Source organism: Mesopusillimonas faecipullorum (assembly GCF_020539505.1).
Lineage (GTDB): Bacteria > Pseudomonadota > Gammaproteobacteria > Burkholderiales > Burkholderiaceae_B > Mesopusillimonas > Mesopusillimonas faecipullorum.
The window spans coordinates 54,843-78,814 of sequence record NZ_JACDXW010000006.1; the positions used below are offsets into that span (position 1 = coordinate 54,843).

The 23,972-nt window shown below is 56.8% G+C and carries 21 protein-coding genes and 2 tRNA genes; 7 read left to right on the forward strand and 16 right to left on the reverse strand.

The genetic code is table 11. The annotated features are described in order from the left end of the window. Positions 1-8: 8 nt before the first annotated feature. Genes H0484_RS11990 through H0484_RS12000 form a run of 3 tightly spaced genes read right to left on the reverse strand, consistent with a single transcriptional unit; the run spans position 9 to position 3,912 of the window. Positions 9-1,682 (reverse strand): AMP-binding protein, encoded by a 1,674-nt coding sequence (locus H0484_RS11990; protein ID WP_226954875.1) that lies wholly within the window; start codon positions 1,680-1,682, stop codon positions 9-11. 43 nt (positions 1,683-1,725) lie between these two features. Next, on the reverse strand, positions 1,726-2,973 hold the full coding sequence (locus H0484_RS11995; protein WP_226954876.1) for an alpha/beta hydrolase: 1,248 nt from the start codon (positions 2,971-2,973) through the stop codon (positions 1,726-1,728). Between the two features lie 42 nt (positions 2,974-3,015). Continuing rightward, positions 3,016-3,912 carry a VOC family protein gene (locus tag H0484_RS12000; RefSeq protein WP_390624836.1) on the reverse strand — a complete coding sequence of 299 codons (897 nt, stop codon included), beginning with the start codon at positions 3,910-3,912 and terminating at the stop codon, positions 3,016-3,018. Between the two features lie 269 nt (positions 3,913-4,181). On the opposite strand from H0484_RS12000, the gene H0484_RS12005 reads away from it, so the two are divergent. Further along, positions 4,182-4,868 carry a TetR/AcrR family transcriptional regulator gene (locus H0484_RS12005; RefSeq protein WP_226954878.1) on the forward strand — a complete coding sequence of 229 codons (687 nt, stop codon included), beginning with the start codon at positions 4,182-4,184 and terminating at the stop codon, positions 4,866-4,868. 96 nt (positions 4,869-4,964) lie between these two features. On the opposite strand, the gene H0484_RS12010 is transcribed toward H0484_RS12005, so the two are convergent. Beyond that, positions 4,965-5,041, reverse strand: a tRNA-Arg gene (locus H0484_RS12010). A 173-nt stretch (positions 5,042-5,214) separates the two neighbouring features. On the opposite strand from H0484_RS12010, the gene H0484_RS12015 reads away from it, so the two are divergent. After that, positions 5,215-6,420: a phospholipase A gene (locus H0484_RS12015; RefSeq protein ID WP_226954879.1), complete on the forward strand. Its 1,206-nt coding sequence runs from the start codon at positions 5,215-5,217 to the stop codon at positions 6,418-6,420. A gap of 28 nt (positions 6,421-6,448) precedes the next feature. Here H0484_RS12015 and H0484_RS12020 read toward each other — a convergent pair whose 3' ends face one another. Continuing rightward, positions 6,449-8,731: a xanthine dehydrogenase family protein molybdopterin-binding subunit gene (locus H0484_RS12020; protein ID WP_226954880.1), complete on the reverse strand. Its 2,283-nt coding sequence runs from the start codon at positions 8,729-8,731 to the stop codon at positions 6,449-6,451. A 276-nt stretch (positions 8,732-9,007) separates the two neighbouring features. Here H0484_RS12020 and H0484_RS12025 point away from each other — a divergent pair, with 276 nt between their 5' ends. Beyond that, positions 9,008-9,481, forward strand: a complete 474-nt coding sequence (locus tag H0484_RS12025) for a (2Fe-2S)-binding protein (RefSeq protein WP_226954881.1) — start codon at positions 9,008-9,010, stop codon at positions 9,479-9,481. Beyond that, the gene (locus tag H0484_RS12030; protein WP_226954882.1) at positions 9,478-12,309 is read left to right on the forward strand and encodes a molybdopterin-dependent oxidoreductase; all 2,832 of its coding nucleotides are present in this window, start codon (positions 9,478-9,480) and stop codon (positions 12,307-12,309) included. Before H0484_RS12025 ends, H0484_RS12030 begins: the two co-directional genes overlap by 4 nt. A 62-nt stretch (positions 12,310-12,371) precedes the next feature. On the opposite strand, the gene H0484_RS12035 is transcribed toward H0484_RS12030, so the two are convergent. The 5 genes from H0484_RS12035 to H0484_RS12055 all read right to left on the reverse strand — a co-directional run bounded on the left by H0484_RS12035 (position 12,372) and on the right by H0484_RS12055 (position 17,864). Then, entirely contained in the window at positions 12,372-13,112 is a 741-nt protein-coding gene (locus H0484_RS12035) for an ABC transporter ATP-binding protein (RefSeq protein ID WP_226954883.1), read from the reverse strand. Continuing rightward, positions 13,109-13,879, reverse strand: a complete 771-nt coding sequence (locus tag H0484_RS12040; RefSeq protein WP_226954884.1) for an ABC transporter ATP-binding protein — start codon at positions 13,877-13,879, stop codon at positions 13,109-13,111. The genes H0484_RS12035 and H0484_RS12040 overlap by 4 nt, the downstream gene beginning before the upstream one ends. Further along, entirely contained in the window at positions 13,876-15,789 is a 1,914-nt protein-coding gene (locus tag H0484_RS12045) for an ABC transporter permease (RefSeq protein ID WP_226954885.1), read from the reverse strand. The genes H0484_RS12040 and H0484_RS12045 overlap by 4 nt, the downstream gene beginning before the upstream one ends. Positions 15,790-15,849: 60 nt before the next feature. Beyond that, positions 15,850-17,061 (reverse strand): ABC transporter substrate-binding protein, encoded by a 1,212-nt coding sequence (locus H0484_RS12050; protein ID WP_226954886.1) that lies wholly within the window; start codon positions 17,059-17,061, stop codon positions 15,850-15,852. Positions 17,062-17,384: 323 nt separating this feature from the next. Further along, positions 17,385-17,864 carry a MarR family winged helix-turn-helix transcriptional regulator gene (locus H0484_RS12055; protein WP_226954887.1) on the reverse strand — a complete coding sequence of 160 codons (480 nt, stop codon included), beginning with the start codon at positions 17,862-17,864 and terminating at the stop codon, positions 17,385-17,387. Between the two features lie 172 nt (positions 17,865-18,036). Here H0484_RS12055 and H0484_RS12060 point away from each other — a divergent pair, with 172 nt between their 5' ends. From H0484_RS12060 to H0484_RS12070, 3 genes are read left to right on the forward strand one after another with little or no spacing between them, the layout of a single operon-like run. After that, positions 18,037-18,450: a GlcG/HbpS family heme-binding protein gene (locus H0484_RS12060; RefSeq protein WP_226954888.1), complete on the forward strand. Its 414-nt coding sequence runs from the start codon at positions 18,037-18,039 to the stop codon at positions 18,448-18,450. 9 nt (positions 18,451-18,459) lie between these two features. Further along, the gene (locus tag H0484_RS12065; RefSeq protein ID WP_226954889.1) at positions 18,460-19,068 is read left to right on the forward strand and encodes an ABC transporter ATP-binding protein; all 609 of its coding nucleotides are present in this window, start codon (positions 18,460-18,462) and stop codon (positions 19,066-19,068) included. A 59-nt stretch (positions 19,069-19,127) separates the two neighbouring features. Beyond that, on the forward strand, positions 19,128-20,192 hold the full coding sequence (locus tag H0484_RS12070; protein ID WP_226954890.1) for an RNA methyltransferase: 1,065 nt from the start codon (positions 19,128-19,130) through the stop codon (positions 20,190-20,192). Here H0484_RS12070 and H0484_RS12075 read toward each other — a convergent pair. The 6 genes from H0484_RS12075 to pstC form a co-directional block, all read right to left on the reverse strand. Next, positions 20,189-20,524, reverse strand: a complete 336-nt coding sequence (locus H0484_RS12075; protein WP_226954891.1) for a helix-turn-helix domain-containing protein — start codon at positions 20,522-20,524, stop codon at positions 20,189-20,191. The two genes, H0484_RS12070 and H0484_RS12075, sit on opposite strands and share 4 nt — an antisense overlap. Beyond that, entirely contained in the window at positions 20,517-20,885 is a 369-nt protein-coding gene (locus tag H0484_RS12080) for a type II toxin-antitoxin system RelE/ParE family toxin (RefSeq protein WP_226954892.1), read from the reverse strand. Before H0484_RS12080 ends, H0484_RS12075 begins: the two co-directional genes overlap by 8 nt. Before the next feature lie 242 nt (positions 20,886-21,127). Then, positions 21,128-21,204 (reverse strand) — tRNA-Pro (locus tag H0484_RS12085). Between the two features lie 104 nt (positions 21,205-21,308). Then, positions 21,309-22,085 carry a phosphate ABC transporter ATP-binding protein PstB gene (gene pstB, locus H0484_RS12090; protein ID WP_226954893.1) on the reverse strand — a complete coding sequence of 259 codons (777 nt, stop codon included), beginning with the start codon at positions 22,083-22,085 and terminating at the stop codon, positions 21,309-21,311. 45 nt (positions 22,086-22,130) lie between these two features. Then, positions 22,131-22,994, reverse strand: coding sequence for a phosphate ABC transporter permease PstA (gene pstA, locus H0484_RS12095; protein ID WP_226954894.1), 864 nt, complete (start codon positions 22,992-22,994; stop codon positions 22,131-22,133). A 21-nt stretch (positions 22,995-23,015) separates the two neighbouring features. Further along, positions 23,016-23,954: a phosphate ABC transporter permease subunit PstC gene (gene pstC / locus H0484_RS12100; protein ID WP_226954895.1), complete on the reverse strand. Its 939-nt coding sequence runs from the start codon at positions 23,952-23,954 to the stop codon at positions 23,016-23,018. Between the last annotated feature and the right edge of the window lie 18 nt (positions 23,955-23,972).

Consider the following 23,972-nt stretch of genomic DNA (forward strand, 5'->3'; position numbering starts at 1 on the left):
GAAGCCTGCTAAGAACCTTCTACGGTTTCGTTTTCAAGCAGCGCTGAAATGTGTTTTTTCATGGCCGGCTTATCTACTTTGCCAACGCGCGTTATGGGAAACGCATCGACAACCTCTATCCTTTCTGGGCACTTGAATTTGGCCAGCCCCTGCTCCACCAGAAAGCATGAAAGTTCTGTAACCGTGGGTGCCGTAGCGCCCGGCTGCAATATGACAAATACGCAGCCCTTCTCTCCATACACAGGATCAGGCATGGCAATTAACTTGGCATCCAGCACGGAAGAATGTTTACTGACATAGGCCTCAACTTCTTCACAGCCAATCTTCTCGCCGCCCCTGTTCACGTTGTCACGAAAACGACCCTCAAAGCGGTAATAGGTTCTGCCGTCAATGACATGCGCCGTGACGATATCTCCGGTTCGGCAGTAGCCATCTGATGTGTACGCAGTCGCGTTAGCCTCTGGTGCCATGTAATAGGCACGCACCGAGGAAGGGCCACGAAAGCACAGCTCGCCCATCTCTCCGTCGGAAACCTGTGTTTCGCTCTCGGGCACCAGCACCTTGATCTCGTCAAACGGGCAACCAGAACTTCCGTTAGTGCCGTGACGGATGGCTGTCGAAGCAGACGGCGGCGAACCTAACAACAATCCTTCGGTAATTCCGAACAGATTGCTGCAAGGAACATTGATCTTCTTCTCCAGCATGTCCGCCCGGGTCATGGTGTAGAAAAGCTTCAGGCTGGACAAGTCGTGCTTATGCAGATCGGAGTAGGCCATGATCTGGGGAGCGATAGGGCCAATAGACGCAGTATGGGTAACCCGATAAGTCTCAACCAGCGTCAACATGCGAGCGATGTCTACGTTAGGCATCAACACGGTGCTGCGACCCAGCGTCAATGTGGGCATCAATGCATATAGCTGGCCCGCATTGTGCATGAGCGGCAGCGCCCACAGAAACACACTGTTTTCGTCCATTTCATAGTGGCGCGCGCAGAACGTAGCGTGTGCGAGATACTCACCATGAAAACGAGGAATGATCTTGGGAACGCCAGTCGTCCCGCCTGACAACTGAAAACTGAGCACATCAGCCGGGCTTAACTTGATATCCGCGAGGCGCTGGCGGGCTGACGCTACGTTATGCATCTGAATCAACGCGGCAATCGTATTACTGTGTTCGGGTGCCCGAGAGCCGGAAAAAACAAGGTGCTCGATGTGCGGATGATCTGCGAGTATCTGCTGCGCGAACGGCACCATATCGAAACTGCCCGGGGAGTCAGACTGCACGAAGTAGCCGCGAGCCTGGCTTAGGCGAGCCAATTGTCCGATTTCAACTTCTCGATACTGCGGGATAGCGCATACAGGCACGATACCCGCCTTGAAGCATGCAATGACCGTCAAAGCGGTTTCGATGTTGTTTCCCACTTGGAAGATGGCACGGTCGGCAGGACGCAGGCCCAGATCCAGCAACGCAGCTGCCAGACAATCAGACTGATCATTGAGCTGCTGAAAACTGATAGAGCCTGCATCAGTAATCAAGGCGGCCTTGTTCGGCACACGCCGAGCCGTTTGCCTCAGCATGTCTCCTACCGTCGAGTCCATCCAAGCACCCGTCTCGAGATACCGCCTTGCCTCTTGTTCGGGGGTATACAACACGCCTTCGATGGAATGTATGGGCCCTATCATTGCTCTGTCTCCTGATGTATTTTTTTATGGGCTGGCAACGCCGTTAGACGAAGCTACGACTAGCCAGCCAATCGGTGATCTGCCCCGCAGCTGCGATACGACCTGACAGCTCATTGCCCGCGAAGGGCCTGCCATGGTGGTCGCCTGGTACGCGTACATGCTGCTTGTCGGAGGCACCGATCCAAGAAAAAATTTCTTCAATCTGCAGCGGAAAAGTGGTTTGATCGCCCGTGTACTCCACCAATAGCGTCGGCACGCGTACTGCAGGTGCTGTTTTTTCGAGCGCTGCCTGCGACGACACCCCTGACCATGAGGAAAGCCACGACTCGGGTGAACACAGCCGGCCAAAGCCCACCGCACCATAGTTGGAAACCAGCGGATCGTTGCCCCAGATAGAGCCAGGCGAGCGATCAGACGGATCAAGGCTAAGATCCAGGCAGCGTAGATCGGCATCCGTGCGCCAAACCGTAATGATGGGCGTGTGAGCAGCCTGCAGTCGCAAGCCCCGATCTATAGCGCCTTCTTTGACTTGGCGACGAGCAGCTTGCCTGCGCGCTATCAAGCCGTGCGCCACGGCATCTATGCGTTCAACACGCAGACGCTGCGCATCGCGATAACGCTGGATAAAGTCAGTTGAATATCGCGATTGCCCCGGTTCAGCCACATATCCATTGTCAGGATTGAACGGGTCAAGTTGCGGGTCCACCGACAAAGCATCATTTTCGTTGCTTACGGAAGGATCAATGCAACCCATAAGCAAACGACCCTGACCCGGATGAGGGGCCAAATACACCATACCGTCTACCTGCGGCATACTGATGCTTTCAAACCGGGTTGTCTTTCCAACGGGAGACTTTGCCAAGCGCTGGTCTGGCTCCAGCACTGACTGTTGAATGTAATAGCTATAAACGCCCGAACCACCCGAGTTACCAATCAGCACAATCTTTTCGAACTCGCGCTCCCGCAAAAACTGGATGCCGGTTGCCGCGTCGATAACCGCTTGCTCGTGCTCCAGTCGCAAGTCGTTGCCTACGGAACGCGCGCCCTGCGTCCAGACCGCCATACCGCTTTCAAGCAAACTGGGCACCAAGTAATGGGCGCCAAAGTATTCGCGTGGATGCATCAAGCAAGCAACATTACGTGGCCGACCGAGCGTGTAAAGTGTGCCCAATACGGCAGCGCCGTCGGCTGTGCGCAAGGTGAGCATTTCGGTTTGCGTGCCGCCAGGCAGCGACTGCGGGTACCAATCGATACCCAAAGATGGGCCTTTACCTTTCTGTGCGTTTGTCATGATCCATTCCGTGTTGGGGCATTGCTGTAACTCGCAGGGAACTTAGGCAGGCACAATACGAACCGTGTCGCGGCCAAAAGACTCAATACGCCCGCGCAATCCCCCTGTGAATAGGCCATACCAGACAGCGGGCTTAAGCTTGAGCTCTTTGCGATGAAACTCAATGGGCTCGTTTGCCTCAAGCAGCAGATAGTCTTGTGCGACTCGGCTCACCGTACACTCGGGCAACTTTCGGGCAGCTTCGACCAGGGATGCGAATTCTGGTACGTCAAGCACATAGATGCGTATGGCAGACTCACCTTTACTGCTTTGCTCCCGCCCGGCATCCAGCAAGCCGGCCTTGGTGTTCCAAATCGAATCAATAGACTCCACCCTGGTACCTTGGCTTGAAGCCTGCGCTTCTCGCTGAATAGCAGCTTCAAGCGTCAGATTGGCGTCTCGCGCATCTGCCGGGCCCACGGGCCTTAACTTACGAGTGATTTCGATGAAGTAGCCGTTAGGGTCACGAAAATAAATAGACTCGATGACTTCGTGAGCCGTTTCCGCGGTGACATCCACCCCTTTCTCTTCCAGCTTTTTCTTCCAAGCAGCGAGCTCTTCTTTCGTGTCGACCAGCCATGATGTATGGGTGGCATCGAACAAATGGTCAGAAGGTATTGGTGGTTGGCCCGGCCTATCCTTCATGGTTTCGGGCTCGTCGCTACCAAGGTAGTAGAAAAACGCAATCGTGCTTCGGTTTCCGCTGTCAAAGAAAAAGTGCAGAAAATCGGGGTGACCAACCGGCCCCCAACCACGCGCAGAAATCGTGTGAATCAGAGGCAGACCGAGCGTGTCGCGATAGAACTCGACCGTTTCCCGGAGCTTCCAAGTTGGCCTAGCAGTGTGATCAACACCTTGAAGCCGAAGCTGGCTGAGAGTTTGTTGGCGATCCACGAGCATCTCCTGAAATAAAAATTTTCTTGAAGCTCATAGCAGCTGGTGGGCGTTCCACTACTGGCTTCTCGCGATTTTTCTGTCTTTGCAGAACGTTTTTACATAATAGACTAAAAACTGACATAAGTGTCAGTTTGGGATAAAAATTTTTTCGCGTGTCTTGCAATCTCCCATCAAGCAAGGTCGTAAACATACTGAGCGGCAGACACATTTAACTGTTACTTTGTCGGAAATTTGACACTTATGTTAAAATTTTAGTTTTCCCGGACACGATTATGGCTAGACCATCGTCAAAAACGAATGTTGTGCCGCAGGCAATTCTTGAGGCCGCATCGAATCTATTCATCAAGCGTGGCTACGAAGGCACCTCGATGCAGGATATCGCCCAGGAACTGGAAATTTCGCGCTCGGCTCTCTATTACTATTTCAAGAACAAAGAAGAGATCCTTGGCAGCCTCACCGAAGGTTTGACCATCGTCGCAGAAAGACTAGCATCGCAAGTCGTGGAAAAAAGCAAGGAACCGGAAGAAGCATTACGTGAACTGGTTCGTCAGCACGCAAAACTGATTCTGCTGCATCCGGTTCAATTCAGAGTGGTGGATCAAGCCGAAGGCTCCTTACCTGATAATCAACGAAAAATCGCTGAGTCTGCACGTCGTATTTTGCTTCAAAAATTCACAGATGTGATTCAGCGCGGCGTGGATTCTGGTCGCTTTCGCCTTGTGAATGCCCGGGTCGCTGCGTTTGCCATCATAGGCATGTGCAACTGGACTGCGTGGTGGTTTAAGGCCGATGGCGCAAAAACGACTGATGAAATCGCCGAGATTCTGGCGGACTTTGGCTTACATGCTCTAGAGCGAATCGAAGTCAAGAAGAATCAGGCTGTGGGGCTTCATGAATCCTTGCGAGTGCTCGAAGAAAACCTGAGCCAACTCAAGGCGGTCATAGATACTACCCCTTAAAGCTCAAATTTCGGCGGCTTAATAAGCAACGGGATTGAGCTTGGCTTTTGCTACCTGCCCCTGAGCAAGATCAAAGGCTCGATATGCAAGAGAAAGTGGCGCGTCAGGAGGGGTTCGAACCCCCGACCTCAGGCTTAGAAGGCCCGTGCTCTATCCAACTGAGCTACTGACGCGCAAGCCTCGCTGCGATAGCGAGGCACCGCATTTTACCCTGCTCGCGGCATCTGTGTTGCCCGGCCGGCACAGTCTTTGTTAAGCAAGCGCTTACAGGGCCCTCAGTGCACGCTTTCTACTCGCAATGCTAAAGTTGTCGCTTTAGTTTGCCGAGCCAGCCACGAGGACATTCATGCCAGCTTTGCGCCTTAGCACTCTCTTTCTAGGTGCCTGCCTGTTGGGCAGTGCGCCGCCAGCCTTAGCCGGCATTACCTATCAAATAGAAACCCCCGAACCCGGCAAGCCTGTCGTGATTAAAGCCATTCTTTTCAACGACGGCACCGACGCACTTTCGTGGAAACCAGAGGCCACCCTACCCCTGGTTTGGCAATCCCCCGATGGTCGTACCGCCCAGGGCCAAGCACAGCTGGTTTCTTCGCCCGACTTGATCGAACTGCCTGTCAATAATTTTGCGGCGCTGCGCTGGGAAACCCAACTACCCGAGCAATTGGGTGGCCTGCTTACTGTGCGCGTGCCCGGGCAAGATCATTTGCTGGCGCTGGACACCACAGCTGCCAGCTCTGAATTAGCCTATGCTGCGGCCAGCAGCCCAGTACAAGACAAACCGCCTCTTGTAGACGGTGGCGGCACCAAAACTCCATCAGCGCTTAATCCCGCCTTCGAGAATTTCCGCAACGCCATCTCTACTCTCGACCCCGTTTACTTTGCCTTGGGCAGCACGGAGGGCACTCACGCCCGCTTCCAGATCAGCTTCAAGTACCGTCTGTTTAACTCCGGCAAAGACGCCGAGCCCAGGTTCATAGATCACTTTTATCTGGGCTACACGCAGACTTCACTATGGGATCTGGAGGGCACATCCAAGCCCTTTGTCGACACCACTTACAACCCCTCTTTGTTCTGGCGCCAAGACAAACTGCTGGCCTCGGAACAAGAACGCGCGTTCTTAGGCCTGGCTGCGGGTGTCGAGCACAAATCAAACGGCAAAAGCGGGGATGACTCACGTTCGCTGAACAACGCATTCATTCAGCCCGAATTCAATTACCGCTTTACCGGGGGCAGCACCTTAACCTTTGCCCCGCGCGTAAAATCTTATTTCTCCATCTCAGAGAACCCTGATTATGCTGACTACGCGGGCCGGGTCGACTGGAAACTGAGGTGGGCGCAAGATGATGGCCTGGTTCTTGGGGGCATGTATCGTCAGGGCAAGGCGGGCCGCAACGCTGTGCAGCTTGAAGCCGCCTGGCCCCTGCGCCGCACCCCGCTGAATATGAACGGCTATCTGTACGTACAGTATTTCAAGGGCTACGGCGAAACCCTGCTGGAATACAACAAAGACAACAGTTCCAGGGTGCGCGTGGGCCTGGCTTTGGTGCCATAAGCTTTTTTATTCGGTGATGTAAGCCGGCTTAATGCGCCACTGCGGTAGAAGCCGGACGCCACGTAGCCTGTCTTAGCGCCATCAGTACCACATCAGGGGTAAACGGTGCTTCATAAAAGCGCCGCCCCGTGGCGTCGAATAAGGCGTTGGCGATAGCTGCGGGGGCCGGCACCGAAGCAGACTCGCCCGACCCCATGGGGGGCTCGTCTTGGCGAGGAATCTGCAGCACCTCTATGGGCGGAATATCAACAAAAGTCGCCAGCGGATAGGCCCCCCACTCCAGTGCCGTAACGCCCTGTTCATCAAAGCTGACTCGCTCTTTTAGCGTGCGGCCCAACATCTGTATGACGTTGCCATGAATCTGATGCCGCACGCCGTCGGGGTTGACCACCATGCCCGTATCCTGGCCAACGACGATTTTTTGCACTTTGACCTGGCCGGTCTGGGCATGCACAGAAAGGTCAACCACCCAAGCCGCCCACGCAGCGCCAAAGCCCGGAAAGCGGCTGTGTATGTATCTGGCATATGAAACCCCTCGGCCATGCATCCACCCTTGTGCATCCGGCTCTCCGCGTGAACCCCGGGTGCCGGGCACCCATTCCGCATGGCGCGCAGTTGCCTGCAGCACGTCGCGAGCACGGGCGTCGTCTAGGTTGGCCAGACGAAAATCCACAGGGTCTTTGCCCGCCTCGAAGGCCAGCTCATCTATGAAAGATTCATGCGCGAACGAGTTGGGTAAAGCGGAGACGCCCCGCAACCAGGCAGAGCGCACAATGGCAGCCATATCGTGGCAGACGATATGCATATTGGGATAGCGATAAGGCGGAACAGCCGTGCGGTCGCCCATTTCCAACATACGCGGTTCGGCAGAGGTTACGCCGGTAAGCAGCAGGGCCAAGGTGGGCGCATCGTTGGAGGGGTAGCACGTCGTGAAATCGTAGGAAAGCAGCCCACCTTGATCGTCCAGCCCCCCTTGCACGTCCATGAGTTGAGTGGCCCCTTTGGGCTCCCAGCCATGTTCTTGCTCTCGGGTGAGCTGAACCCGCACCGGCCTACCGATGGCACGTGAAACCAGCGCGGCATCGGCACAGACGTCGTCGGCACAATTGCGGCCATAGCAACCAGCGGCTTCCATGCGCACGATGTCTATGCGCCCTTCGTCTTCTTGCAGCAAACGGCTAAGTTCGATGCGCAACATATGGGGGTTTTGAGTGCCCGACCAAACGCGTACGCCATCTTCGCCGTAATCGGCTACGGAACACGATGGGCCAATGGAGGCATGCATTTGATACGGCCAGATATAGGTGCGATGCAACTGCACCCCAGCCTGCACCTCGGGCGGTGCTTCCGTTTGTTCGCGCAGCACACGTTCGGTATAGGGTTGGCTGCGCACGGCTGCGTCAAGGTCTTGCAGATCGATCAGCGGGGGCGGTGCTTGCCACTCGACCTTAAGCACCTGCGCGGCTGCGATGGCTTGTTCTTCTCTGGGTGCCGCCACCGCCACGAAATCGCCAAGCACCACGACTTCTATTTCTGGTGCGATATGCGCAACAGAGGTTTTGTCTACCGAAATCAAGCTTTTGCCGACGAAGGGGCCGGCGTCTCGGCCTACGTAGGGTGGGCGCACGACTCGCGCATGCCACATTCCCGGCACGCGCACGTCGTGCACATAGACCAGCTGACCCGTAGCCTTGGCGGGAATGTCGACACGGCTGGCGGGCTTCCCGACCAAGGTATAGCTAGCAGCCGGTTTAAGCTGAACCTGATCGGAATGCGGCAGACGGTGATGCTCTGCCTGAAAGAGTGGCCAGTAAAGCGTGCTACGCCCGTCAGGCGCGCAGATGCGCCCGCCTTCTTCTATAAGCAAGGTATCTGCCGCCAGCCCCCATGCAGCCGCCGCTTTATCAAGCAAGAACTGCCGGGCAACGGCTGCCGCCTGACGCAAAGGCATGGAAGAAATCTGGATGGTGGCACTGGCAATGGTAGGGCCTTGATTGGGCGTTGCCGAGGTGTGGCCCAGCAACATCTGTACGGCATCAAGCGGCAGATAAAGCTCTTCGGCCACAATTTGCGCCAAGGCGGTACGCACCCCGGTACCCAGGTCGACGTGACCATTAAAGGCCAGGACGCGTTGCTCTTGCGCCAGCATGGCGATGAAAATGTCGTCGTAAGGCTGACGGTATTCAGAGGCCAGCCCAGGTTGGCGCGGGGCCGGCTTGGGGGCACTGGCCGCAGGCCTAAGCACCAAAATGGCGCCTTCGGCTTGCCATAAGCGGCTGAAAAGAGTTTTGGGTAAAAGTTCGGTTGGCATGGCATTCCTGCCCTGATGTGGGCGCATACGCCGCGCATCAAATGTGTACGTGATATTCCCACCTTACTCCAATCGACGCGCCACATAAAGGCCTATCGACCAGCCCCCTACCGAGATAGGGGAAAACCATGAAAACACTTAATTCAATGAACGCACTGCAGCAAGTTATCATTGAAAACACCGGCAAGTGGCCGGGAAACAAGACCTTCCTTGCCCACACATAGAGCGTACACACTATATTTCTAGGCAAACTGTCTTTACCGCGGTACTTCCACCATGAGCCGTAGCACGCCCCTGACGCTCAGCGTCAACCAGCAAACCCATACCGTCACCGTTAGCCCCGGCACGCCACTGCTATATGTCTTGCGTAACGATCTAGGCTTGAATGGGCCTAAGTTCGGTTGCGGCCTGGGCGAATGCGGCGCCTGTACGGTGCTGGTAGACGGCGTCGCCGCGCGTTCCTGTGTGCTACCCGTGCATGCCGTGCTTGAGCACGAAGTCACCACACTGGAAGGGCTGGGTACTGCCGAAGCGCCAGGGCCCGTGCAACAAGCTTTCATCGATCAACAGGCTGCGCAATGCGGCTACTGCCTGAATGGCATGATCATGACCGTACAAGCCTTGCTCAATCGCAACCCACACCCCACCGAAGAACAGATACGCCGCGAGCTCAAGTACAACCTGTGCCGTTGCGGCACGCACATGGAGATCCTGGCGGCAGTCAGGCAGCTGGCGGAGCGCCATTCATGAAGTCAACGCCGACCGGCCTGCAGGTCGCATCATCGTCCTCCCCTGTTCCCGCTACTTGGCGCACCTTGCATGGGGCTGTGCTGCGCCCACCTTTGATGCAATGGGACGGGGCGCGTTATACCGGTGCCCGTTTAGCCAAACTGAACGATACGGAAGCCGCTCAGCTTACCGGGGTGGTCAGCGTAGTGCGGCATGGCGACTTCGTAGGAGTGGTCGCCTCTCAACCCCAACAAGCACAACGCGCCTGTAGCCTGCTAGACGCCACCTGGCAGCTACCTGTCGATGCTCAGGCAAGCTCACACACAGCACTGCCCGGCGCAGGCGCCTCTACTGAAGCTTCATCCAGTGGCGCCCCCGCTTTTCAGCGTAGCTACGGGTGGCAAGCCAACGCTGCCGGCAAGCCGGCCTGCGCGATTGCCGAATACGACGGCCAGCAACTGAGCGTATGGGCCAGCGTAGCTGACAGCCTAAAGCTACGCGACGAACTCGCGCAACTGTGCGAGCTTGCTCCCAGCGCTGTGCATATCTTTGCCTGGAGAGAGGGCGACGCCTACGATACGGCAGTCGATGCTGCCCTGCTCAGCCGACACACAGGCCGTGCGGTACGGGTTCAAGCGCAAGCCGACACCTTATCCAGCGATCTCCAAATACAGTGGGCAGCGCGCGGCGCCCCTGGCGCGGCGCTCTATCAGGCACAAGGCCCTTACGCCCAAGCCTGGCGCCCTTCGGTAGCCGCCTTGCTGTGCGGCTTGCAGCACACCATCCCTACCGGCATCAGGCTAAGCCCAGACACCCTTAACGAGCAGGCCGACTCAGGCGCGCTCACCTCAGTCACGCTGACATCACACACCAGCAACGACGATACGCTGGCCGTCCAGGTATTCGCCCGGGAATCTTTTTTTGACGAATATTGGCGCGATCAAAGCCAAGACCCTTTGCAAGCCAGGCTGGACGAGCTTCAAGATGACACGGGACGCGCACTGATAAGGTCTGTCGCCGAACGCGCCGACTGGGCAGGGCAGGCACCCAAACCAGGCCAAGGCCGTGGTTTTGCCTATGCGCATATTGTTGACGACACCAAACAGCCCCCCAGCCAAGTCTGGTCGGCGTGGGTAGCCGACGTGGCGGTAGACCCGCAAAGCGGCGCTATCCAGCTTACCGGCCTTACCGTGGGCCACGATGCACGCGGCCTGGACACCGAGCCAAGCTCCCGACAAACGCTGGAAGACCATATTCGCGGCAGCGCCACGCGCTGGCTGCAAGCCTCGCCCAGTTACGATAGTTGGGGGGGCGCCTCCGAAGACGCGTCCTCAAACGCTCAATCAACGTCTATTCAACTGGCTCAGCCATCGGTGCCCACGGCGCCAGCCGAACCTCTGTTCTGGCATCGTGGCGCCGAATTGCCAGCGGCGGCGGCCATCGCCAATGCCATTCATCAAGCTACCGGCATACGCATCAGGCAGGCGCCTTTCGATACCCAAGCTTTACAGCGCCAACTGCTGCAAGGCGACAGCAAAGCCTTTTCCTGGAAACGCAGCTTGGCCTGGCTAGGGGGTGCGGCTGCCGCCGTTGGGGGCGTGCTGCTGACCGCTATGCCCTGGCGCCCTGCCATTGCACCATTGGCCGCCGTCGACACCTCTATCTATTCCGAGCAAGCTATCGCGCGTGGCCGCCTGGTGGCGATTGCGGGGGATTGCGTAGTGTGTCACACAGCTAAAGGCGGCCAGGAGAATGCCGGCGGCTTGGCCCTTGATACGCCCTTCGGGTCCGTCTACACCACCAATATCACCCCCGACGTTGAAACTGGTATCGGCAGCTGGAGCTACGCCGCTTTCGAGCGCGCCATGCGGCAAGGCATCCACCAAGACGGGCGTCATTTGTATCCCGCTTTTCCCTACACCGCCTTTGCCAAAATCAGCGACACAGACATGCAAGCCCTGTATGCCTATCTGATGACGCAAGAGCCTGTTTCCTACAAGCCGCCCGAAACGCAGTTGGCCTTTCCCTACAATTTGCGGCCTACCCTGGCAGGCTGGAATCTGCTGTATCACGACCCCAAGCCTTATGTGCCTGACACAACGCAAACCACGCTGTGGAACCGCGGCGCCTATCTTGTGCAGGGCGCTGGCCATTGCGCCGCCTGTCACTCACCGCGCAACGCCTTGGGCGCGGAAAAAACAGGCGAGCATTTCCTGGCCGGCAATGTGATTGACGGATGGGAAGCTCCCGCGCTGAATGCGCTTTCCAAAGCGCCGATTCCCTGGACGGAAGCCAGCCTTTATGCCTATTTGCGCACGGGCTATTCGCCTTTGCACGGCGTAGCTGCGGGCCCTATGGCGCCTGTGGTGCATGGTTTGTCGCAGTTGCCTGACGAGGACGTGCGGGCGATGGCGCATTATCTGGCAACGCTAGCCGCCCCCGATAGCAACACAGCCAGCCAGGCCCAACAAGCCGCGCTGTTAGAACAGCGCAGTCGGGAAAATGAGGCCGTCATGCTATTGCCGGGTGAACGCCTATTCGAAGGCGCCTGCGCCGTTTGCCACGACAGCCGGGACGGCCCGCCCTTATTCGGCGCACGCCCCTCTTTGGCGCTTAACACCAATCTGCATAGCCAACTACCGGACAACGTCATCCAGGTGCTGCTGCATGGCGTGGAAGAACCCGCACTGCCCAGCATGGGCTATATGCCCGGCTTCAAGGACAGCCTGAACGACAAGCAGCTTGAAGACCTGTTGGTATACATGCGCCAGCGCTTTGCTCCCGACCAACCCGCCTGGGAAGATCTGCCAGAAAAAATCAAGGCTTTGCGCGCGGCACCAAAACACTGACGGCGCCTGAGAGCGGCGCCGTCATGGGGTACTGCATAGAGCATGTGCCCACAAAAGCGGGCTTACACCGTCAAGTAGGCCCGACGCACCTCTTCGTTCTCTGCCAGCTCGGCCATAGACCCGGTGTAACGAATCTGGCCTTTTTCCAGCACATATGCGCGATCTGACACCAGTTCGGCAAAGTGCACGTTCTGCTCGGAGAGCAGAATACTGACGCCTTGTTCTTTAAGGGCCAGAATCATGTGCGCCATTTGCTCGACGATGACGGGTGCCACGCCTTCCGAGGGCTCATCCAGCAACACCAAAAAAGGGTTGCCCATCATGGTTCTGGCGACAGTGAGCATTTGCTGCTCGCCCCCGCTCATTTGCCCGCCGGGCCGGTCTTGCATAGCCCCGAGATTGGGAAAGAGCGTGTATAAGTCTTCGGGCTTCCAGGTGTGAGCGGGGCTACCGTCAGGCCATGTGCGTGGCGGCTGGCGTCCGACTTCCAGGTTTTCGGTAACGGTAAGGTCGGTAAAAACACGGCGGTCTTCAGGCACAAAACCCAAGCCGGCCCGAGCAATCTCGAACGGTTGCTTGCCCGAAATCGTTTGCCCCATGAACTCGACTTTGCCTTTCCACTTGGACATCAAGCCCATGATGCTCTTGAGGGTAGTGGTTTTACCCGCCCCATTGCGACCCATCAAAGCCACGACTTCCCCACGTCGGACATCCAGCGAAACACCGAACAAAATGTGTGCAGCCCCGTACCAGGCGCTTAGGTCCTCTACTCGCAACAGAGTGGTGTTAGCAGTTTGCGTCATACTTTTTCAGCATTCTTTTCAAAGGTTTTACCTGTCCCAAAGTAGACCTCTTGCACCTTGGGATGATTGCGGATGTCTTCGGCACCGCCCTCGGCTATGATTTGCCCACGCGCCAGCACCAGCATGCGGTCGGCGTAAGCAAACACCACATCCATACTGTGCTCGGTGAACAGCACCGCCATATTGCGCTCGATAACCAAGCGCTTGGTCAGCGCCATCAGGTCGTTGCGCTCTTTGGGGGCCATGCCCGCAGTAGGCTCGTCCATGAGCAGCAGCTTGGGTTCATTGGCCAAACCCATGGCAAGCTCTACCCGCTTGACGTCGCCATAGGCCAGTTCGCTGCAAGGTCTGTCGGCCTGCTCGTCCATACCTACCTGCGCCAGAAGCGCCAGCGCGCGATCGCGGTACTGCGTAGAGGCCGTCGAAAAAAATGAATAAATCTTTTTTTCGTGCGAGAGCAAAGCCATTTGCACGTTCTCGACCACAGTCAGGGAGGCAAACGTAGCGGCGATCTGAAAGGTGCGACCTACCCCCATATGGGCAATCTTGCGTGGCGCCATGCGGACAAGCTCTTTGCCCATTAACTTGACCGAACCCGAAGACGCCGGCAACTGCCCGCCCACCATATTGAAGGTGGTGGTTTTACCCGCCCCGTTCGGGCCGATCAGGGCCAGCAGTTCGCCTTCTTGAATGTCGAAGTTGACTTGGTCGACAGCTTTGTTGCCGCCAAAGTGTTTACTGAGATTACGGACTTCCAACAAACTCATGCCGCTTTCTCCTGCAAGGCGGTCGTGCGGCGGTTACGCCGTTGTTCGAACAGTTGCCGGAAGAAGCCGGCGATACCCTGCGGGAACGTGAGCACCAGCAACAGAATGACGCCGCCGAACAGCGCGTGCCAATACTGGGTGAGCCCAAGGAAGTAATCCTGCAGGAGCTTGAAGGTTGCGGCGCCCACGATAGGCCCGACCAAGGTTTGCACACCACCCAGCAACACCATAACCAAAGCATCCACCGAACGCGCGATGTCTATGACCTCGGGTGAAGCCACGCCCTTTGAAAATACGAACAAGGCACCCGCCAGGCCGGCAAAAGTACCGGACAAAATAAAGGTGATCCACTGCACGCGCTTGACGTTGATGCCCAGTGCATCGGCACGCAATGCGGAATCGCGGCAGGCTCGCATGGCGTAGCCAAAGGGTGAGTAGAGAATGCGCCACAACACCAGAATGGCGCACAAGACCACGGCCAGGCTGAAGTAATAATAGTTATTACCTTGCAGCCAGGGCTCGGGCCAGATGCCGATTAGGCCGTTAGAGCCGCCCGTGAAGTCATCCCATTGATAAACCACGGACCATACGATCTGGGCGAAAGCCAGTGTCAGCATGGCCAGGTAGACCCCCGATAGCCGTATGCAGAACCAGCCAAACACCAGCGCCGCGATACCGGCAACGATAGGCGCCAGCGCAATGGAGAGCCCCATGGAAAGCGCGGCTGCCTTGATGAGCAAGGCAGCCCCATAAGCCCCCAAGCCAAAGTACGCGGCATGACCAAAGGAGTTCATGCCACCGGGGCCCATCATGAAGTGCAGACTGACAGCAAACAGTGCGGCAATGATGATGTCCAGCAGCAGCACCGGTGCGTAAGGCATCCATTCGCTAAGCAAGGGTATGACAGCCAACACCGCCACCACGGCAAGGGCCAGGATCTTGAAACCCGAGCCTGCCGGGCGCAGCGGCGCTTCTATGGGGGCCGAGTTGCGGCTATGCCCCTGCATGCGGCCAAACAAGCCCCACGGACGGAACACCAATACGATGGCCATGAATACGAACTCGACGACCAGCGTCAGTTTCGGGAAGGCAAAGGTCATGCCGAAGATTTCGACGTTACCCAAGGCAATACAGAGCGCCTTTAACTGGGCGATAAGCAATGCCGCCACGTAGGCACCCGGGATGGAACCCATGCCACCGACCACAACAATAACGAAAGCATCGCCAATTACGCTGATGTCTAGCGTAAGGTTGGCGGGGATGCGTGGAAGCTGCACGGCACCGCCCAGACCAGCCAGGAACGCACCCAGCGCGAACACGCCGGTAAACAGCCAAGCCTGGTTGACACCCAGCGCCCCCAGCATCTCGCGGTCTTGGGTGGCTGCGCGCACCAAGGTACCCCAGCGCGTGCGCGTGAGCAGCAGCCACAGCAGGCCCAACACAATGGGCCCAACAAAAATCAGGAACAAATCGTATTTAGGGAAATAACGCCCTAGTATGGGGAAGGAGTCGCTGAGCCCCGGAGCCAGCGGGCCGAGTAAGTCTTCAGGGCCCCATAACCACATGGCGGCGTCGTTGAACACCAGCACCAAGGCAAAGGTTGCCAGCAACTGAAAGAGTTCGGGAGCGCGATAAATACGGCGCAGTAGCACGATTTCTATGAGAGCGCCCAGCGCCCCTATGAGCAAGGCGGCAGCAATTAAGCCAAACCAAAAGCCCATGGGTGAGTCGCCCAGCGTTTGCACCATGGTGTAAGCCACGTACAAACCCAACATGTACAGGGAGCCGTGCGCAAAGTTGACGATGCGCGTAACGCCAAAAATAAGAGACAAGCCGGCTGCAACAAGAAACAGCGACGACGCCTCGGCCAGCCCGTTCATGAACTGGACAATAAAACCAGAGAAATCCATAACTTTCCAGACCAGAGTGCCCGGCGCGCTGAAGGAGCGCGTGCCGGGCAGGGGTGAGCATCAGTCTTGAGCAGGACGCAGCTTGCGCACTTCTTCGTCGGTAGGTTGCACGTCGGCACCGTCGACATATTTGAAGTCGACCATGACGCCCTTACCGTCTTTGACCGCCAACTTGCCTACGAAAGCACCGGAGGTGGCTTGGTGATCGTTAGCGCGGTAGGTGACCGTGCCAAACGGCGTATTGGGCACTTCCAGGCCACGGAAGGCTTCGATCAGCGCTTCGGTATCGGTCGAGCCGGCTTTTTTGATGCCTTCAGCCAGAGAAAGAATGGCGCCATAGCCCACGACCGAACCCAGACGGGGGTAGTCGTTGAATTTCTCTTGGTAGGCCTTCAAGAAGGCATTGTGCTCGGGGGTGTCGATGGCATACCAGGGATAACCGGTGACCACCCACCCTACGGGCGTTTCGGCACCGAGGGGGTCAAGGTACTCGGGCTCGCCAGACAACAAGCTGACCACATCAAGATCTTTGAAGAAGTGGCGCTGATTGCCTGCCCGCACGAACTTGGCCAAGTCGGCGGCGAAAAGCACGTTGAACAGTGCTTCGGGCTTGGCATCGGCCAGGGCCTGCACCACGTTACCCGCGTCTATCTTACCCAAAGGCGTCGCTTGTTCTGCAACGAACTCGATGTCAGGCTGAGCTTCCTTCATGAGTTTCTTGAAGGTGGCAACTGCCGATTGACCGTATTCGTAGTTGGGATAGACCACCGCCCAACGCTTCTTGTTCATTTTTACGGCTTCGGGCACCAACATGGCCACCTGCATGTAGGTGGAGGCGCGAAGACGGAAGGTATAACGGTTGCCGTCGGCCCAGGTGATCTTGTCGGTGAGCGGTTCGGCAGCCAGGAAGAAGCGTTTTTTCTGTTTGGCGTAGTCGGTAACGGCCAAGCCCGTATGCGACAAGAACGTACCGGTAAGGACGTCGACCTTGTCGCGCGTGTAGAGCTCTTCAACAGCGCGCACTGCGTCGCCCGTGTTGGAGTTGTCGTCGCGAATGATGAGTTCGAGCTGCTTGCCGTTAACGCCGCCGGCCTTGTTGATTTGATCGATGGCAAGTTCCATGCCCATTTTGTAGGGCCCTAGGAAGGCAGGCTGCGTTTTATAGCTGTTGATTTCACCGATCTTGATTGTCTCCTGCGCTACCGCGGCGGTAGCGAAGGAGGCACAACATGCCGCACCGATAAGTGCGGAATAGAACTGAATACTTTTCATGATCTATCCTCTTCAAGGCGCTTTTTGCCATCAAGCGGGCGTGGCGCCACGTCTATAAGAAATACACCAATTCAAGTGTACGCATGTAAAAAACATGCGTAAACCTGGTTACACATAGGATTAACCCTTGTTCAGCAGATTTTTACATTTCACAGCTTTCCCCTTATAAATTACGCTATTGAGTAAACACTCAATTAAAAAATTCGTTAAAAAAATAAAAGACCTCCGTGAGGAGGCCTTTTCAAAAACCGAGTGTGTACGCTTCAAATATTCTTTCTTGAAGGCATTGAAAAACGTTTCGACTACCCTTGCAAGCCGCAAGCTCAAGCACCCTCTTCCCCCTCACACATCTTACGAAGCAAATACAGTAAAGCCATACGTTCGGCAGGATTAAAGCCCACGAACGTGCGCTCACTGATTTCGAAGGCAAACGGCACGACGTGCGTGACCAGCTCCTGCCCTTCGTCAGTAAGACTGACCAACACCTTGCGCCTATCGGATTCGTCGTGACGAACCACCAATAATTTGCGTGTTTTCAACCGCTCGATAATGCCGCGCACGGTAGCCTGATCTATAGCGGTGCGCTTGACGATTTCGCTCATGGAGCAAGGCCCCACATCGCGAATGGAACACAGCACCACGAATTGAGCGGCGGTCAGTTGGGTATCGGGAATGAGCTGCTGGAACAGGGCCGTGTGGCGCTGATAAGCGCGCCGCAACAAATGCCCGACTTGCTCGGAGAAATCGTAGTCGGGACCGTCCTGGCTAGGAGCGGCCTTATTGCGTGGGGAAATATCGGACATGTACAGCGCCTGAATGGCCGCCAAGCTAGCGGCATGAATATGCGTGCATTGCCCGAAGAATTGTATAGGAATTGAAGTCCTGCGGCGCCTGATGGCAAAACACGAGACGAATGCGGACAGGTCGAGGTATCCTGTGCGGCGAACCTTCTTCAGATTTTTGACCGAGTCCGCCATGCAAACCAAGCCTGTTTTATCGTGTGACCAAACCCAGCACATTCTTGCCGCCGCAAAAGCCTATGCCCTGCAAAACGACTGGAAAGTGTCAATTGCCATCACTGACGATGGCGGCCACCTATTGGGCATGGTGCGCCTAGATGGCGCCGCTCCCATGACAGCCGGCCTGGCCAGCGCCAAAGCCAATATGGCCGCTATAGGCAGAAAAGAAACCCTCATTTTTGAAGAAATGATCAACCAAGGCCGTACGGCATTTTTATCGGCACCCAATCTTGGCGGCATGCTGGAGGGCGGTCTGCCCATTCTCTTCGATGGGCACGTCATCGGCGGCATAGGCGTTTCGGGGGTGAAATCCAGCGACGACGCAAAAATCGCGCAGGCTGGCCTTGCTGCGCTTACCGACAAGGCATAACGGCAAACCATGTTACGTGTAGAAAACTTGAGCCTGCGCTACGACGACCACCCTGTTTTCCAGGGGCTGACTCACACCTTCCAGCCCGGTTGCGTCGCACTATGTGAAGAAAGCAGTACAGGCAAATCCAGCCTGTTGGCCATTATTGCCGGCGTGCTCGCTCCCACGACAGGCGACGTCTGGATAGACGAGCATTCGCTCAGCCAGGCTCCTCAGCCATTCAAAGCCCATGTCGCTTATGTACCAGAGGACTGCTTGCTCTTTCCTATGCAAACAGGGCGCGGATTGCTGGAACAGGTGGCCACCGAAAAGCAGGTGGCCCTTAACGACGACATACTTGGGTTTGCTTACGAGTTGGGGCTGGAACCCCACCTGGACAAACGCTTCGAGCAAATGTCCACCGGCACACGCCGCAAGGTATTTTTGACGGCGGCTGCGTTGGGCAACCCAAAAGTCATCGTGGCAGACGGCCCCAGCAATGGTCTGGATGCCGGCGCCTGTACCGTACTCGCCAAGTACTTTCAAGCCTGGGCACAAGATCGCGTCGTTTTGTTCGCCACCCACGACCACGAACTGGTGCAGGCCTGCGGCGCTAACTTATTTCGTATTGCAGAATAACGCCATAAAGGTTTGCGTTCTCAACAACCGCCACCAGGGGGTAGAGTAAACTTCGCCCCATGCGCCTCTCCGACTTCGATCAACGCCTCATCGCTCTCGGTGCCCTGCCCGTCCATCGTGGCCGGGTCATGCGTGTATGGCTAAAGGGACAAGCAATCGACACCGGCACCCGCCGGCGCAGCTCCGAGCATTTTCTGCCACTCGCACTACGCGAAGCCGTACCCGCCTTGACTGCAGAACTAGACGGTCTCGCCCGCATCCGCTCCGAGCATGCCGGCAACGACGGCTCGCGCCTGCTCGTCGAACTTGCCGATGGGCAAATGGTGGAAAGCGTGCTGTTGCCACGCGACGGCCTCTGTGTGTCAACCCAGGTCGGCTGCGCGGTCGGCTGCCGCTTCTGTATGACCGGCAAGAGTGGCCTGATCCGTCAGGTTTCGAGCATGGAAATACTTGCTCAAGTCGTATTGGCGCGGCGCCAGCGTACGGTGAAGAAAGTCGTCTTCATGGGCATGGGTGAGCCGGCACATAACCTTGAGAACGTGCTCGAAGCCATCGACCTGCTTGGCACCGAAGGCAGTATCGGCCACAAGAATCTTGTGTTTTCTACCGTGGGCGACCTGCGCGTGTTCGAAGCCCTGCCCCAACAACGCGTAAAACCCGCGCTGGCGCTGTCGCTGCACACAACCAAAGCTCAGCTGCGCGAACACCTATTACCACGCGCGCCAAAAATTGCGCCGGAAGCCCTCATCGAATTGGGCGAACGATACGCGCGCGACACGGGCTATCCCATCCAGTATCAATGGACGTTGCTCAAGGGTATCAATGACGGTGACGATGAGCTGGATGCCATCGTGCGCCTGCTCAAAGGCAAATACGGCGTGCTCAACGTCATCCCTTTCAATAGCCTTGAAGGGGACGACTACCGGCGTCCCGATGCCGAACGCATCCGCGAGATCGTCCGCACTTTGCACAGCCGGGGTGTGCTGACCAAGGTTAGGAATAGCGCTGGGCAAGATGTGGACGGCGGCTGTGGCCAGCTACGCGCTCGCGCCGTCGGTGCGGAGCAGGTGGTGGAATTGCGCCAACGGCGCGTTGCAATAGCCACGGGCCGGGCCACGACTTAGGCGTGAGTCAACACCAAGTGTCCGATTGGCTCTGCGGTCTCGCGCACACGAATTTCAATGTCGTAGCCCAGACGGTTCAGGCAGTCCATTAACTTACGTTCGGAGAAGTTCGAAAACTCACCGCGCAGTAGGCTCGATACCTTGGGTTGGGTCAGACCCATCTGTTTTGCCGCTTCGGCCTGCGTCAATCCGCGCTCGCAAATTGCTTTGGCAATTTCGACGGTCAACCCAGACTTGATTTGGAGTTTATCGGCATCGGGCAGTTCCAGGTCGGCAAACACATTACCAGAACTGGCTTCGACATCAATCCCTTCGACGATACGTTTACTCATTTCCCAACTCCTGTACGACAATCGCAGCGGCTTTCATACGCTGACGAATAATGTCAATGTCCGGTTTGGGCGTTGCAATACCTCGCTTGCTCTTCTTTTGAAAGACATGCAGAACAAAGACAGCTTCAGCAAAGCGCACAGTGTAGACAGCCCGGTAAGTGCCACAAGTATCGTCTTCTACAATTTCGAGTACGCCAGCACTGCCAAAACCCTTTAGTACTTTCGCCGCTTCATGCTGCTCACCGCGCTGGGCGGTGTCAAGCGCATGGCCGAAGAGTTTTCGTATGGCCACCGGCAGGGCCAATAGATCTTTCTTGCTGCTTCCAAGCCAGAATAGTGGCTTCAGAGTGGAAGGCCTCATGCAAATATACCATTTCTGGGATGTTCAAGACTACTATTGAAAACTAAGCAGCCGTGAACTATACGCCCGCTTGAGCCAGAGAGCATTTTCCGCGAGCTTGGGTATTTTGTCAGCCTCCAGCGTGTCCAAAAAGTCCGCCCGGCGCTGCAGCATTGCCTTGGGTTGGGCTAAGGAGGTAACAGGCTTAATAGCCCAAAAAACAAAAGGGTTAGCTGCTGTACGCTGCTAACCCCTTAATTTTTTGGTCGGGGCGATAGGATTCGAACCTACGACCCTCTGGTCCCAAACCAGATGCGCTACCAGGCTGCGCTACGCCCCGCCATGTTTCTGCCAATTCAGGCAGACCGCAATAATACCACGAACTCACACCTCGTTGCCTCACCCTACCCTAATAACTTGGCAAGGCTCGGCATACACGAGAAATCAGCCGAAACGACCGGTGATGTAGTCCTCGGTTTCCTTGCGCTGCGGCTTCACGAAGATGCTGTCTGTTTCGCCGAATTCCATCAGTTCGCCCAGGTACATATAGGCGGTGTAGTCTGAGCAGCGGGCGGCCTGCTGCATGTTGTGGGTCACGATCACAACCGTGTAGTCGTTCTTCAGCTCGCTGATCAGTTCTTCGATCTTGGCGGTGGAAATCGGGTCCAGCGCCGAGCAAGGCTCGTCCAAGAGCAGAACCTCGGGCTTGATGGCGACGCCGCGCGCGATACACAGACGCTGCTGCTGACCGCCGGACAAACCGTTACCGCTTTGGCCCAGCTTGTCTTTAACCTCGTTCCATAGAGCGGCCTTGCTCAGCGCCCATTCGACGCGCTCATCCATTTCCGCTTTGCTGAGCCTTTCGAACAAACGTACGCCAAAGGCGATGTTGTCGTAGATGCTCATGGGGAAAGGCGTAGGTTTCTGGAAAACCATGCCGATCTTGGCGCGAATGAGGGAGATGTCAGTCTTGGAGGTCAGAACGTCCTGGCCGTCCAGCATGATGCGCCCTTCTGCACGTTGGCCGGGATACAGCTCGTACATGCGGTTGAAGGTACGCAGCAAAGTCGATTTGCCGCAGCCCGACGGGCCGATGAAAGCCGTCACCTTGTTCTCGATGATGGACATGTTGACGTTCTTGATGGCATGGAACTTGCCATAGTAGAAGTTCAGGTCTTTGACTTCGAGCTTTACGCGGTCGTTGGATGGCGTCGTGGTCATGGTCGGTTCCCGGTCGCGGCCTTGAGATGGCCGCGGCTCAGTGATTTATTTACGGAAGAGTGAACGGGCCAGGATGTTGATCCCCAGCACCAGCAATGTGATCAGTACGGCGCCGGCCCAGGCCAGACGGTTCCAGTCCTCGAAGGGGCTGGCTGCGTACTGGAAGATGACGACCGGTAGGTTGGCCATGGGCGCATTCATGTTCATGGACATGAACTGGTTGCTCAAGGCGGTGAACAGCAGCGGTGCGGTCTCGCCGGAAATACGTGCTACGGCCAGCAGCACGCCGGTGATGATGCCGCTACGGGCTGCCCGGTAGCAGATGAAGGACACGACGCGCCATTGCGGACAGCCCAGCGCTGCTGCGGCTTCGCGCAAGCTGTTAGGCACCAGCAACAGCATATTGTCGGTGGCGCGCACGACGACCGGTATCACCAAAATGGCCAGGGCGAAAGCGCCGGCCCAACCGGAGTAATGGCCGACCTGGGCCACGTACACGGCATAGATGAACAAGCCGATGACGATGGACGGTGCGGACAACAACACGTCGTTGAGAAAGCGCGTGGCGGGCGCCAGCCAACCGCGCTGGCCGTACTCAGCCAGGTAGGTACCGGCCAGTATGCCTATGGGCGTGCCCACCAGAGTGGCGACAAGCGCCATCATGATGCTGCCCAGGATGGCGTTCAACAAGCCGCCAGCCACACCGGGAGGCGGCGTGCTGTGCGTGAACAGGGTGAACGAGAGCGCGCCGGCGCCCTTGAACAATAGGGTGCCGATGATCCAGAACAGCCAGAACAGGCCGAACAACAGGGCCGCCATGGACAAGGTCAGCATGAGGCGGTTGACCATATTGCGGCGACGGTAAACCGGATTGCTGAGATTGACGACGGATTTAGTGGAGTTGAACATGTTTGCGTGCCTGTGTACCGGTTATCGCGTAGTGCCTTCGCTCTTGGCCAGGCGCATCAACAGCACCTTGGAGAACGCCAGTACCACCGTCGTGATCAGGAACAAGATCAGGCCAAGCTCGAGCAGGGCCGCTTTTTGGATGCCGCCTGCCTCGTTGAACTCGTTGGCCAGCGCCGAAGCGATAGAGTTTGAAGGGGCAAAGATGGAGTTAGGCAGATTGAAGGCGTTGCCGATCACGAAGGTGACCGCCATGGTTTCACCCAGTGCGCGCCCCAGGCCCAGCATGATGCCGCCGATGACGCCGTTCTTGGTAAACGGCAGCACAACACGCCACATGACTTCCCAGGTGGTGCCGCCCAGCCCGTACGCAGACTCTTTCAGCATGGGGGGTACCAGCTCGAAGACGTCGCGCATCACGGCGGTGATGAAAGGGATGACCATGATCGCCAGAATCAGACCGGCAGTGAATACGCCGATACCGAAAGCCGGGCCGGAGAACACTTGATTCAGCACCGGTATATTGGCGAAAAAGCTGATGAGGTGGGGCTGGATGTACTGCTGGAAGATGGGAACGAAGACGAACAGGCCCCACATGCCGTAGATAATGGACGGAATCGCTGCCAACATCTCGATGGCGGTGCCCAGTGGGCGACGCAGCCACGTGGGCGACAACTCTGTCAGGAACATCGCGATACCGAAGGAAATAGGTACGGCGATCAACAGAGCGATGAACGATGACAGGACGGTGCCGACGATGGGTACCAGAGCGCCGTATTCGTTGCGGACCGGGTCCCACTCGTTGGTCCAGAGGAAGGACAAGCCGTGTACGCTGATGGACTCGCGACTACCGTAGATCAGCGACGCCATGATGGCCGCCAACAGGATGAAGACCAGAAAGGCAAACGACCGCGTCAGGTTCTTGAACGCAACGTCCATCCAGACACTTTGGTTTTGTTTCATGACCGCTCTTAGTGATTG